At 63.8% G+C, this 12,719-nt stretch carries 12 protein-coding genes; 1 reads left to right on the top strand and 11 read right to left on the bottom strand.

Annotation, left to right across the window (positions count from 1 at the left end; translation table 11 throughout):
* Positions 1–10: 10 nt before the first annotated feature.
* The 3 genes from folP to rlmE all read right to left on the bottom strand — a co-directional run bounded on the left by folP (position 11) and on the right by rlmE (position 3,565).
* A complete protein-coding gene (folP, locus tag ACYRGX_RS20390) occupies positions 11–865 on the bottom strand; it encodes a dihydropteroate synthase (protein ID WP_473054246.1) in 855 nt (284 codons plus the stop codon).
* Positions 866–871: 6 nt separating this feature from the next.
* Complete coding sequence (gene ftsH / locus ACYRGX_RS20395; RefSeq protein ID WP_473056741.1) at positions 872–2,794, bottom strand: ATP-dependent zinc metalloprotease FtsH; 1,923 nt, start codon at positions 2,792–2,794, stop codon at positions 872–874.
* A gap of 150 nt (positions 2,795–2,944) precedes the next feature.
* A complete protein-coding gene (gene rlmE / locus ACYRGX_RS20400; RefSeq protein WP_473054247.1) occupies positions 2,945–3,565 on the bottom strand; it encodes a 23S rRNA (uridine(2552)-2'-O)-methyltransferase RlmE in 621 nt (206 codons plus the stop codon).
* An 85-nt stretch (positions 3,566–3,650) separates the two neighbouring features.
* Here rlmE and yhbY point away from each other — a divergent pair, with 85 nt between their 5' ends.
* Complete coding sequence (gene yhbY, locus ACYRGX_RS20405) at positions 3,651–3,962, top strand: ribosome assembly RNA-binding protein YhbY (protein ID WP_473056742.1); 312 nt, start codon at positions 3,651–3,653, stop codon at positions 3,960–3,962.
* Between the two features lie 3 nt (positions 3,963–3,965).
* On the opposite strand, the gene ACYRGX_RS20410 is transcribed toward yhbY, so the two are convergent.
* The 8 genes from ACYRGX_RS20410 to ACYRGX_RS20445 form a co-directional block, all read right to left on the bottom strand.
* Positions 3,966–4,400, bottom strand: a complete 435-nt coding sequence (locus ACYRGX_RS20410) for a DUF4149 domain-containing protein (protein ID WP_473054248.1) — start codon at positions 4,398–4,400, stop codon at positions 3,966–3,968.
* Positions 4,378–4,854 (bottom strand): transcription elongation factor GreA, encoded by a 477-nt coding sequence (greA, locus tag ACYRGX_RS20415; protein ID WP_473054249.1) that lies wholly within the window; start codon positions 4,852–4,854, stop codon positions 4,378–4,380. The genes ACYRGX_RS20410 and greA overlap by 23 nt, the downstream gene beginning before the upstream one ends.
* A complete protein-coding gene (gene carB / locus ACYRGX_RS20420; RefSeq protein WP_473054250.1) occupies positions 4,851–8,072 on the bottom strand; it encodes a carbamoyl-phosphate synthase large subunit in 3,222 nt (1,073 codons plus the stop codon). The genes greA and carB overlap by 4 nt, the downstream gene beginning before the upstream one ends.
* 21 nt (positions 8,073–8,093) lie before the next feature.
* Positions 8,094–8,747 carry a leucine efflux protein LeuE gene (gene leuE, locus ACYRGX_RS20425; RefSeq protein WP_473056743.1) on the bottom strand — a complete coding sequence of 218 codons (654 nt, stop codon included), beginning with the start codon at positions 8,745–8,747 and terminating at the stop codon, positions 8,094–8,096.
* An 11-nt stretch (positions 8,748–8,758) separates the two neighbouring features.
* Positions 8,759–9,895 carry a glutamine-hydrolyzing carbamoyl-phosphate synthase small subunit gene (gene carA, locus ACYRGX_RS20430; protein WP_473054251.1) on the bottom strand — a complete coding sequence of 379 codons (1,137 nt, stop codon included), beginning with the start codon at positions 9,893–9,895 and terminating at the stop codon, positions 8,759–8,761.
* Between the two features lie 489 nt (positions 9,896–10,384).
* Complete coding sequence (locus ACYRGX_RS20435; protein WP_473054252.1) at positions 10,385–11,695, bottom strand: sensor histidine kinase; 1,311 nt, start codon at positions 11,693–11,695, stop codon at positions 10,385–10,387.
* Positions 11,692–12,360 carry a response regulator transcription factor gene (locus tag ACYRGX_RS20440; protein ID WP_473054253.1) on the bottom strand — a complete coding sequence of 223 codons (669 nt, stop codon included), beginning with the start codon at positions 12,358–12,360 and terminating at the stop codon, positions 11,692–11,694. Before ACYRGX_RS20440 ends, ACYRGX_RS20435 begins: the two co-directional genes overlap by 4 nt.
* Complete coding sequence (locus tag ACYRGX_RS20445) at positions 12,360–12,665, bottom strand: PepSY domain-containing protein (RefSeq protein WP_473056744.1); 306 nt, start codon at positions 12,663–12,665, stop codon at positions 12,360–12,362. Before ACYRGX_RS20445 ends, ACYRGX_RS20440 begins: the two co-directional genes overlap by 1 nt.
* Between the last annotated feature and the right edge of the window lie 54 nt (positions 12,666–12,719).

Here is a 12,719-nt window from a genome sequence, read left to right on the forward strand (position 1 = left end):
CGCTCCTCGGTCAGCAGCCCGCCGTCTCCACGGCGGTAATCATCTTCACCACGTCGACGGTCTCCGCGACGTCATGCACGCGAAGGATACTCGCGCCCTTTTCCAGCGCAAGGGCCGCCAGCGCGAGACTGCCAGCCAGGCGCTGATCGACCGAGCGACCGAGCGTGTGACCGATCATGCTCTTGCGCGAGACGCCGACCAGCAAGGGACGTCCCAGGGCGAACAGTTCGGGCATGCGACGGAACAACACGAGATTGTGCTCGAGCGTCTTGGCGAAGCCGAATCCCGGATCGAGCAGAATACGCGCGCGGTCGATACCGGCAGCCTCGCAGGCGTCCATGCGCCCCCGCAGGAACGCGCCAACCTCAGCCGTCACGTCGGCATAGCGCGGGTCATCCTGCATGTCGCCAGGCTCGCCCAGCATGTGCATCAGACAGACCGCGAGACCACTCTCGGACGCTGCGGCGAGCGCGCCGGGACGCTGCAGCGAACGTACGTCGTTGATCAGCCCCGCCCCCGCGCGCGCGCCTTCGAGCATCACCTCGGGCGTCGAGGTATCCAGCGAAATGATCACGTCGAGTTCGGCGGCAATCGCCTCGACCATCGGCACCACGCGATCGAGCTCTTCAGCGACGCTGACGCTCGCGGCACCGGGCCGCGTGGACTCACCACCGATATCGATCAAGCTGGCGCCGGCAGCGACCATCTCCGCCGCATGGCGAAGCGCTTGATCACGGTCGACGAAGCGACCGCCATCGGAAAAGGAGTCGGGCGTGACGTTCAGGATCCCCATCACCTGGGGCCTGTCCAAAACGAGAATCCGGCTGCCACAAGGCAGCCGGATCGGGTGTAGCGGATCGTTCATGTCGAATCAGTGTTCGCCTGCCGGGCCACCAATGGGCGGGGTCTGCGGACGCTCACCTTCCGCCGAAGTCGGCGCAGCGGGCGGTGTGCTGGAGCCGGCACCACCTTCCCAGTCACGGGGTTCACGCGGGACCTTGCCGGCCATGATGTCGTCGATTTGATCGGCATCGATCGTTTCGTACTTCATCAAAGCCTCGGCCATCATGTCGAGCTTCTCACGATTCTCGGTCAGCAGGCGCTTCGCAGTGGAGTAGCACTGATCGATGATCGAGCGAACTTCTTCGTCGATGACCTTCGCCGTCTCACCCGAGATGTTGGCGTTCTGCCCACCCGAGCCACGACCAAGGAATACCTCACCTTCCTCCTCCGCATACATCAGCGGACCGAGCTTCTCGGAAAGGCCCCATTTGGTCACCATGTTCCGGGCGATCTGCGTGGCCCGCATGATGTCGTTGGAGGCACCGGTGGTCACGCCCTCGAAGCCCAAGGTCATCTCTTCGGCGATACGGCCGCCGAACAGGGAGCAGATCTGGCTGATCAGCGCGCGCTTGGACAGGCTGTAACGATCTTCTTCCGGGAGGAACATGGTCACACCCAGCGCACGACCGCGGGGAATGATCGAGACCTTGTAGACCGGGTCGTGCTCAGGCACCAGGCGACCCACGATGGCGTGACCCGCCTCGTGATAGGCCGTGTTGAGCTTCTCTTTCTCGGACATGACCATGGTCTTGCGCTCGGCGCCCATCATGATCTTGTCCTTGGCCAGTTCGAACTCGCGCATTTCGACCAGTCGACGTCCTGCGCGCGCAGCGAACAGAGAGGCCTCGTTGACCAGGTTGGCGAGATCGGCACCGGAGAACCCGGGCGTGCCACGGGCGATGACGGCCGCATCGACGTTATCGCCCACCGGCACCTTGCGCATGTGCACTTTGAGAATCTGCTCGCGACCACGGATGTCCGGCAGACCCACCACGACCTGGCGATCGAAGCGACCGGGGCGCAGCAACGCCGGGTCGAGTACGTCGGGACGGTTGGTCGCGGCGATGACGATGATGCCATCGTTCATCTCGAAACCGTCCATCTCGACCAGCAACTGGTTGAGGGTCTGCTCGCGTTCGTCATGACCGCCGCCCATGCCGGCGCCACGGTGGCGACCAACGGCGTCGATCTCGTCGATGAAGATGATGCACGGAGCGTGCTTCTTCGCCTGGTCGAACATGTCACGCACACGGGATGCACCGACACCGACGAACATCTCGACGAAGTCCGAGCCGGAAATGGTGAAGAACGGCACCTTGGCCTCACCCGCAACGGCTTTGGCCAGCAGCGTCTTACCGGTACCCGGGGAGCCGACCATCAACACGCCACGGGGAATACGTCCGCCCAGGCGCTGGAACTTGCCCGGATCGCGCAGGAACTCGACCAGCTCGCTGACCTCTTCCTTGGCCTCGTCGCAACCGGCAACGTCGGCGAAGGTGGTCTTGACCTGGTCTTCGGAGAGCAGCCTGGCCTTGGACTTGCCGAAACTCATTGGCCCGCCGCGCCCACCGGCGCCGCCCTGCATCTGGCGCATGAAGAACATGAACACCGCGATGATCACCAGGATCGGGAAGCTGGCGACCAGCAATTGCGTCCAGATGCTCTGCTGTTCGGGCTGCTTGCCCTCGATCACCACTTTGTTATCGATCAGATCACCGATCAGGCCGCTGTCCTGAATCGCCGGACGGATGGTCTTGAAGGGTTCACCATCGGTGCGCCGGCCGGTGATCACGTAACCGTCCACGGTCACCCGCTCGACCCTGCCGTCCTTCACCTGCGAGATGAATTCGGAGTAATTGAGGGTCTGGGGTTCGCTGGGACTGGAGAAGTTGTTCATCACGGTAACCAGTACCGCTGCGATGATCAGCCACAGGATCAGATTCTTCGCCATATCGTTCAATTCGCTATCCTCTGGGGCCGCCCGTCGCCGGAGCAAAGACCCGCGTGACGGCTGTAACGCAGCCTAAGTTACTACACACGCCCCTGACCCGCAGGCACCGTCTGTAACCCTTTGTGAGGTTGGACCGCCTCCAACGGCAGTCTATCCTCTAAATCCCCTGGCCAGCAGATATTGCTCCCGCGAGCGATCCCGGGAGGACAGCGGCTTGCGCATCTGCACCTTCTCGAACATCTCCCGCACCTGCTTGTGATAGGCGTCGAAGCCCTCACCCTGGAAAATCTTGATCAGGAAATCGCCTCCCGGACGCAATACCCGCCCGGAAAGATCCAGCGCCAGCTCACACAGATACATCGCGCGCGCCTGATCGGCTGTCCTGACTCCACTCATATTGGGGGCCATATCGGAAATCACAAGGTCCACCGGATTTTCTCCAATGGCGTCGAGGATCTGCTGGAACACCGCGTCCTCGGTGAAATCGCCCTGAATGAAGGTGACATCGGCAATGGAATCCATCTCCAGAATGTCGGAGGCAATCAGGCGACCCCGATCTCCAATCACTCGGCTGGTGACCTGCGACCAGCCCCCGGGGGCTGCCCCCAGGTCGACCACGGTCATGCCGGGGCGCAGGATGCGATCCTTCTCCTGAATCTCGAGCAACTTGTAGCTGGCCCGCGAGCGATAGCCGTCTTTCTGGGCCATCTTCACATAGGGGTCGTCGAAGTGCTCTTTCAGCCAGCGCTTGCTGGTCTTGGAACGTGCCACTCTCACCTCTCGAATCGGCTGGCGCTCCCGCATGGCTCGGGTAAACTACGCCGTTTTTCCAACATTGCAGGGCATCGGCACGATTATGGCGCTTACCCAGGAACAGAAGAAACAGTACAAATCTATCGGCCACCACCTGAAGCCTGTATTGACGGTGGCGGAAAACGGCCTGAGCGAAGGCGTGCTGGCCGAGTTGGAGCGTGCATTGAACGATCACGAACTGATCAAGGTCCAGCTGCGCATCGCCGAGCGTGAGGATCGCAAGGCAATCATCGAAGCCCTCTGTGAAGCCGGCAGCTGCGAATTGGTTCAGTCGATCGGCAAGGTCGCCCTGGTCTACCGCAAGAATCCCAAGCCCAACCGCAACCTCTCCAACATCCACCGCGCCCAGGGCTGAGTCTCAGCGCCCGCCCACAGGTGCCGGCGCAATCACCAGCAACGCCGCGCAGAACGCCATCGCCAGATAGGCGAACAAGCGCGCATAGGCGCCCAGCGAGCCCAGCAACGGCGCCAGCGCATAGCCGGCGCCGAGCAGCAGGGCCAACAGCAGCAGGCGTCCACGGCCGTCAGCCAGCGCGGCCGAGCCACGCACGGCCGCCAGCAGCAACAGCTGCAGCGCCGCACAGAACGCCGCGAAACAGACCATCAGCGGCTGCAACAGCCCCTGCGCCTCTTCTACCAGCAAGGGTGCCAGGCCGCTGCGCAGAAGCCCCGGCAGCACCAGGAAGTGCAGCAACCACAAGCCGCCCGCGGAAAGCGCGCCGGCCAGACGCCAGCTCGCATCGATCCACGAGCGGCGCGCTGGCGCGACCTCAGAGGTGGCTGACTTTGACAATCTCGTACTCGACCACACCGGCAGGGGTCTTCACCGCGACGACGTCGCCTTCTTCCTTGCCTACCAGGGCGCGGGCGATGGGCGAGTTGACGGAGATCTTGCCGCCCTTGATGTCCGCTTCGTCGTCGCCGACGATCTGATAGCTGACGCTCTCGTCGGTCTCGACGTTGGCGATCTCCACGGTGGTACCGAAGATCACCTTGCCGGTCGGCGTGATGGTGGTCACGTCGATGACCACCGAGTTCTGCAGACGGCCCTCGATATCGCGGATGCGCGCTTCTACCATGCCCTGCTGTTCGCGGGCGGCATGGTATTCGGCGTTTTCCTTGAGGTCGCCCAGTTCGCGTGCTTCACCGATGTCCTGGCTGAGCTTGGGCCGGACCACCTTGGTCAGGTGGGCCAGCTCTTCTTCCAGGGCGCGAGCGCCCTGAACGGTCATAGGGTACTTGGTCATGCCTTGATTCCTGCGTGGAGATCCTGCAGCCGGCGCACCGTCTTCTCGGGACCGAACTTGAGCGCTTCACAGACCGCCTGCCCCGCCGCAATGGTGGTGGTGCAATAGATCTTGTGCTGCAGGGCGTTACGACGGATCGAGTAGGAGTCAGCGATGGACTGACGACCTTCGGTGGTATTGATGATCAGCGTGACTTCGTCGTTCTTGATCATGTCGACCACATGCGGACGACCTTCGGTCACCTTGTTCACCCGACGCACCGGCAGACCGGCCGCCTCGATGACCTTGGCGGTACCGGCGGTGGCAACCACTTCGAAGCCCAGGCTGACCAAGTCACGGGCGACCTGCACCGCCTCCGGCTTGTCATCCTCGCGCACGCTGATGAAGGCGCAACCGGCGGTCGGCAGTATCTCGTTGGCGCCCAGCTGGGCTTTGGCGAAGGCCTCACCGAAGCTGTCACCGACCCCCATCACCTCGCCGGTGGACTTCATCTCCGGGCCAAGGATAGGGTCGACGCCCGGGAACTTGTTGAACGGGAACACCGCTTCCTTGACGCTGAAGAACGGCGGGATGATTTCCGCGGTGAAGCCGATTTCAGCCAGGCTCTTGCCGGCCATGACGCGCGCAGCGACCTTGGCCAGCGACTCGCCGATGCACTTGGACACGAACGGCACGGTACGCGAGGCACGCGGGTTCACTTCGATGACGTAGATGTCTTCGCCCTGGACGGCCATCTGCACGTTCATCAGGCCGATCACGCCGAGCTCCAGGGCCATCTTCTTGACCTGTTCGCGGATCTCGTCCTGGATGTGTTTGGGCAGCGAATACGGCGGCAGCGAGCAGGCGGAGTCACCGGAGTGCACGCCAGCCTGTTCGATGTGCTGCATGATCGCACCGATCACCACGGTCTCGCCGTCGCACACCGCATCCACGTCCACCTCGATGGCGCAGTTGAGGAAGTGGTCGAGCAGCACCGGGCTGTCGTTGGACACTTTCACCGCTTCGCGCATGTAGCGCTTGAGCTCTTCTTCCTGGTAGACGATTTCCATCGCCCGACCGCCCAGTACGTAGGACGGACGCACCACCATCGGGTAGCCGATGTTCTTCGACAGGGCCAGGGCCTCATCTTCGCTACGGGCGGTGGCGTTGGCCGGCTGACGCAGGTTCAGGCGCTGGACCATCTGCTGGAAGCGCTCGCGGTCTTCGGCGCGGTCGATGGCGTCGGGGCTGGTGCCGATGATCGGTACGCCGGCTTCCTCCAGGGCGCGGCACAGCTTGAGCGGCGTCTGGCCGCCGTACTGCACGATGACGCCCTTGGGCTGCTCGACGCGGACGATCTCCAGCACGTCCTCCAGGGTGACCGGCTCGAAGTACAGGCGGTCGGAGGTGTCGTAGTCGGTGGAAACGGTTTCCGGGTTGCAGTTGACCATGATGGTCTCGTAACCGTCTTCACGCATGGCCAGCGCGGCATGCACGCAACAGTAGTCGAACTCGATGCCCTGGCCGATGCGGTTGGGACCACCGCCGAGGATCATGATCTTGTCGCGACCGCTGGCGTTGGCCTCGCACTCTTCCTCGTAGGTCGAGTACAGGTAGGCGGTATCGGTGGCGAACTCGGCGGCGCAGGTGTCCACGCGTTTGTACACCGGCAGTACCTTGAGCTTCTGGCGATGAGCCCGCAGGTTCTTCTCGGTGACGCCGAGCAGGGTCGCCAGGCGTGCATCGGAGAAGCCCTTGCGCTTGAGGCGACGCATCGTCGCGTAGTCGATGGACGACAGGCCGAGGGTCTTGAGTTGTTCCTCTTCCTTGACCAGGTCCTCGATCTGCACCAGGAACCAGTGGTCGATCTTGGTCAGGGCGAAGACTTCGTCGAGGCTCTTGCCCATGCGGAAGGCGTCGGCCACGTACCACACGCGCTCGGCGCTGGGCACGGTGAGCTCGCGCTTGATCGTGCTCTCGGCTTCCGGGTCGGCCAGGTCCAGCTTGGGATCGAAACCGGTGGCGCCGACTTCCAGGCCACGCAGGGCTTTCTGCATGGACTCCTGGAAGGTACGACCGATCGCCATCACTTCGCCCACGGACTTCATCTGGGTGGTCAGACGGGCATCGGCCTTGGGGAATTTCTCGAAGGCGAAGCGCGGGATCTTGGTGACCACGTAATCGATCGCCGGCTCGAAGGAAGCCGGGGTGCGGCCGCCGGTGATGTCGTTGGACAGCTCGTCGAGGGTGTAGCCCACCGCCAGCTTGGCGGCGATCTTGGCGATCGGGAAACCGGTGGCCTTGGAAGCCAGCGCCGAGGAACGCGATACGCGCGGGTTCATCTCGATCACCACCATGCGGCCGTCGTCCGGGTTGATGCCGAACTGCACGTTGGAGCCGCCGGTTTCCACGCCGATCTCGCGCAGCACCGCAAGCGATGCGTTACGCATGATCTGGTATTCCTTGTCGGTGAGCGTCTGCGCCGGCGCGACGGTGATCGAGTCGCCGGTGTGTACGCCCATCGGGTCGAAGTTCTCGATGGAGCAGACGATGATGCAGTTGTCCTTCTTGTCGCGGACCACCTCCATCTCGTATTCCTTCCAGCCGATCAGCGACTCGTCGATGAGCAGCTCGTTGGTCGGCGACAGGTCCAGGCCACGCGCGCAGATCTCTTCGAACTCTTCGCGGTTGTAGGCGATGCCACCACCGGTGCCGCCCATGGTGAAGGACGGACGGATGATGCAGGGGAAGCCGACCTTGTCGAGCACGCCGTAGGCTTCCTGCATGCTGTGGGCGATGCCGGAACGCGGGCATTCCAGGCCGATGGCGCGCATGGCCTTGTCGAAGCGCGAACGGTCTTCGGCCTTGTCGATGGTATCGGCGTTGGCACCGATCATCTCGACGCCGAACTTCTCCAGCACGCCATGGCGCTCGAGCTCGAGGGCGCAGTTCAGCGCGGTCTGACCACCCATGGTCGGCAACAGCGCGTCGGGACGCTCTTTCTCGATGATCTTGGCCACCGTCGCCCACTTGATGGGCTCGATGTAGGTGGCATCGGCCATCGCCGGGTCGGTCATGATGGTCGCGGGGTTGGAGTTGACGAGGATGACGCGGAAGCCTTCCTCACGCAGCGCCTTGCATGCCTGCGCGCCGGAATAGTCGAACTCGCAGGCCTGGCCGATGACGATGGGACCGGCGCCGAGGATCAGGATGCTTTTGAGGTCTGTACGCTTGGGCATGGAATTCTCGTGCTTAACAAATCAAGTCAGGGACGCGCCGGCGAGCTTCAGGCCGAAGCCGACGAACATCGCGCCGACACCGGAGGTGGCGCCGGCGGACAGGCGCTTGCGCTGGCGAAACCACTGCGCCAGGCGTACGCCACAGAAAATCAGGAAACTCAGGTAGAGGAAGCTGATGACCTCGAGGATCACCCCCAGCACCAGGAACGACAGGCCGGGATAGGCGAAAGCCGGGTCGACGAACTGGATGAAGAAGGAGATGAAGAAGAGGATCGCCTTGGGGTTCGACAGGCTGAGGAACAGCGCCCGACCGAACGGGTTTCTCACCTGCGCATGCTGCTCGACGGCCTCGACCGCCTTCTCCGGCGCGCGCCACTGGCGCCAGGCGCCGCGCAGCATGCCTAACCCCAGGTAGCACAGGTAGGCGGCCCCCAGGTATTTGAGCAGCATGAACAGCATCGGCAAGGCCTGCAGCAGCGAGGCGATACCCAGGGCGGAGAGCAGCATCAGGATCGCATCGCCGAGGAACACCGCGCTGGCCGCCCGATAACCGCAGGCGACGCCGCGCTGCGCCGAAGTGGCGAGCACGAACAGCGAATTGGGCCCCGGCAACAGGACGATGAACAGCGTCCCCAGCACGTAGGTCCAGAGGTCGGTGATTCCCAGGCTCGGCAACATGCTCTACCTCAACGCCGCGCCGCCATGGCGGCGACGAAACGGTCGAACAGCGGTGCCACGTCGTGGGGACCGGGGCTCGCTTCCGGGTGACCCTGGAAGCTGAAGGCGACCTTGTCGGTGCGCTCGATGCCCTGCAGGGTGCCGTCGAACAGCGACTTGTGGGTCGCGCGCAGGTTGCCCGGCAGGCTCGCCTCGTCCACCGCGAAACCGTGGTTCTGACTGGTGATCATCACCACGCCCGAATCCAGGTCCTGCACCGGATGGTTGGCGCCATGGTGGCCGTTGGCCATCTTCACGGTCTGCGCACCGGACGCCAGCGCCAGCAGTTGATGACCCAGGCAGATGCCGAACACCGGAATCTCGGTCTCGAGGATTTCCTGGATCGCCTGGATCGCATAGTCGCACGGCTCCGGATCGCCAGGTCCGTTGGACAGGAAGATGCCATCAGGATTGAGTGCCAGCACTTCGCTCGCCGGCGCCTGAGCCGGCAGCACGGTGACGCGGCAACCGCGCGCGACCAGCATACGCAGGATGTTGGTCTTCACCCCGTAGTCATAGGCGACCACATGGTGCGGCAGCTGTTCGACGGGGATTTCAGGATGGCTGTCGCTCTCCAGAGTCCAGACGCTGGAACGCCACTCGTAGCTTTCCTTGACCGTCACTTCCTTGGCCAGGTCCATGCCCTTGAGCCCCGGGAACGCCCGCGCCAGTTCCAGCGCACGCTCTTCGGTGGCGTCTGCCCCGGCGAGGATGCAGCCGTTCTGCGCACCTTTCTCGCGCAGGATGCGAGTCAGGCGACGGGTATCGATGCCGGCGATCGCCACGGTGCCGTTGGCAACGAGGTAATCGGGTAGCGACTGTTTGTTGCGCCAGCTGCTGGCGAGCAGCGGCAGGTCGCGGATTACCAGGCCGGCGGCCCAGACACGTGCCGCCTCGGCATCCTCCGGCGTAGTGCCGGTGTTACCGATGTGCGGATAGGTCAGGGTGACGATCTGCTGGGCATAGGAAGGATCGGTGAGGATTTCCTGATAGCCGGTCATGGCGGTGTTGAATACCACTTCGCCAACGGTCTGGCCGTCGGCGCCGATGGATTCGCCATGGAAGATGCTGCCATCGGCAAGTGCGAGAATGGCTGGCTTGGACAAGAAGACCTCCGATGATCGATCGACGCGAGCACAAAAACCAGGCTGAAAAAAACGGGATGACGTCGTAGTTACGTCACCCCGCTTGTTTATTCTTCAGCCATCTGCCGCTTACTTTTCAGTGAATACACTAAAGCAGGAATCATACAGAAGCCTCGAGAGAATAACCAGTCACAAGCCCTAGGGCCTGTTGACGTTTCGTTCACGGCCGCGCCGGTTCCTATTTTGGCGCGAGACAAGGCGCGAGTCGCAGGGCTTACCGGGGTAAGTCCAAGATGAGCAACGCCGTATCGCGCCAAAATAGGAACCGGCCCTCCGGGTTGTGCCAGAAATGGCCTGCGCTGTCGTTGCAGGACTTGCCAAGGGAATAACACGGCCAGTCTGGTCATTGCCTGCGTCCTGCGCCTAACCGCAGGCCATTTCTGGCGAGAACGCGGGGCGGCCATCCGCGGCTCGCGAACGAAACGTCAACAGGCCCTAAGCAAATCTTCCTCAGCGAGGCAGCTCGACCTCGACTCGCAAACCGCCCTGGGGGGCCTGCAATAGGCGCAGCTCGCCACTCCAGGCTTCGACGATATCGCGCACGATGCCCAAGCCGAGGCCATGCCCCTCGCTCTGCTCGTCCAGCCGCACGCCACGCGCCAGCACCTCCTGACGACGCTGTGCGTCGATTCCCGGACCGTCGTCGTCCACCCGCAAGAGCAAGCGCTCATCCTGCGCCAGCAGGCTCACCTGAACCTCGCTGCGCGCCCACTTGCAGGCGTTGTCGAGCAGATTGCCGAGCAGTTCCAGCAGGTCCTCGCGATCGCGCCGCACACGCAGGCCGGGCTCGGCCTCCCAGCTCAGCCGCAACTGCGAGCCGTGCACCATGCGCAGCGTATCGAGCAGCGCCGGCACTTCCTGGTCACAGTCGAAATGCGCCGAGGGCAATACGTCCCCTGCCAGCCTCGCGCGCCCCAACTCCCTCGCCAGGCGCGCGCGCATGAGCTCGACCTGTTCATCCAGGACGGCGCGCAGTGCCGGCAGCGCGTCCAGCTCCGGCCGCCGGGCAAGACTGGCGAGCACGGCCAGGGGCGTCTTCAGCGCGTGCCCCAGGTTGCCCAGGGAGGTGCGCGAGCGATGCAGATGCTGTTCGGTATGCGCCAACAGACGGTTGATCTGCGAAACCAGCGGCTCCAGCTCTTCCGGCACCTGGCTCTCCAGACTGGCGCGCCGTCCCTCCTGCAACTGCGCCAGCTCGCGGCGGGCCTGCTCCAAGGGACGCAACGCCCTGCGCACGGTGAGGCGCTGCAGCAGGAGAATCAACGCCAGCCCGAACACACCCAGCGCCAAACCCACCAGGCGCACCTGACGGAAGCCATCGAGGATCGGCGAATAATCCTCGGCGACCAGGATCGACAGCGCCTCCCCGGCGCGCTGATAGTCCTCGCGATAAAGCAACAGCCGCTGCCCTTGAGGACCATCGACCAGTCCCGGCTGCAAACCGCGCCGCGGACTGCTCAACGCCTCATCCCACAGCGAACGCGAACGCCAGCGCCGGCCATCCTCGAAATCAATGCGGAAGTAACGCCCCGAATAGGGGCGCTGATAGGCCGGCGCCAGGCGCAGCTCGTTGAGCCGCGGCCCCTCGGCACCACGCTCGACCGCCAGCAGCAGGCTATCCGCCTCTTCCTGCAGGCTGGCTTCGCGATAACGACGCAGCCCCAGGTCGAGCAACCACAGGCTGGTCTGCGCCATGGCCACCCCGACCACCAGCAGTGCCGCCCCCAGGCCAAGAGTCAGCCGGCGCTGAATGGAGTTCACTGAGCGACGCCGTCGAAACGATAGCCCTGCCCCCTGCGCGTCTCGATGACGCTGCGTCCCAGCTTGCCGCGCAGGCGGTTGACCTGCACTTCCAGGACGTTCGAATCCCGCTCGCTTTCGCCATCGTAGAGGTGCTCGGCCAAGCGACCCTTGGACAGGATCTGCCCCGGATGCAGCATGAAGTAGCGCAACAGACGGAACTCGCCGGCGGTCAGCTCGACCCGCTCATCGCCACGCATGACGCACTGGCGCGCCTCGTCCAGACTCAACCCTCCCGCTTCGATGCACGCCTGGTTAGGCAGGCCATGAGCGCGCCGCAACAGCCCCTGCACCCGCAGCAACAACTCCTCGGCATGGAAGGGCTTGGTGAGGTAGTCATCGGCACCCGCCTTGAGACCCGCCACCCGCTCGCTCCACGAGTCGCGCGCGGTGAGCACCAACACCGGCGTCGCCAGTCCCGCCGCGCGCCAATCTGCAAGCACTTCGAGCCCGGGGAGACCGGGCAAGCCCAGGTCCAGAACGACGAGATCATAGGGCTCTTCGAGCCCCTGACGCTGCGCATCACGCCCATCCGCCAACCAGTCCACGGCGTATCCCTGGGCCTTGAACGCCGCGCACAACTCATCAGCCAGCGCGACATGGTCCTCTACCAACAGCAGGCGCATCAGTCGTCCACCTCATCCTCGAGCAATCGCCCATCGCGGGCATCGACTTCCAGTTCGCGCGCCACCCCATCGCGGGTGAGCAACTCGATCTCGTAGATCAGCACGCCGTCCTCTTCCTCCAACTCGACCTCAAGCAGGCGTGATCCGGGATAACGCTGCAAGGTCTGCCGTAACAGATGCTCCAGCGGCATGATGGCGCCCTCCTCGCGCAGGCGCAGCGCCTCGTCCTGACCGAGGTCCCGCGCCAGCGAAGGTGCCGCCGATATCGAGGCAAGCAGTGCCAGGCTCGCGAACAAAGGGCGCATGCCCCGCGGCGAGAAGGTCATGGCGGTTCTCCAGCGATACAGCGAGAACCCGGA

Source organism: Pseudomonas sp. R4-15, assembly GCF_055768815.1.

Coding starts and splice junctions, on each gene's coding strand:
- folP (WP_473054246.1), bottom strand. CDS start 865: ATGAACGATCCGCTACACCCGATCCGGCTGCCTTGTGGCAGCCGGATT.
- ftsH (WP_473056741.1), bottom strand. CDS start 2,794: ATGGCGAAGAATCTGATCCTGTGGCTGATCATCGCAGCGGTACTGGTT.
- yhbY (WP_473056742.1), top strand. CDS start 3,651: ATGGCGCTTACCCAGGAACAGAAGAAACAGTACAAATCTATCGGCCAC.
- greA (WP_473054249.1), bottom strand. CDS start 4,854: ATGACCAAGTACCCTATGACCGTTCAGGGCGCTCGCGCCCTGGAAGAA.
- carB (WP_473054250.1), bottom strand. CDS start 8,072: ATGCCCAAGCGTACAGACCTCAAAAGCATCCTGATCCTCGGCGCCGGT.
- ACYRGX_RS20440 (WP_473054253.1), bottom strand. CDS start 12,360: ATGCGCCTGCTGTTGGTAGAGGACCATGTCGCGCTGGCTGATGAGTTG.
- ACYRGX_RS20445 (WP_473056744.1), bottom strand. CDS start 12,665: ATGCGCCCTTTGTTCGCGAGCCTGGCACTGCTTGCCTCGATATCGGCG.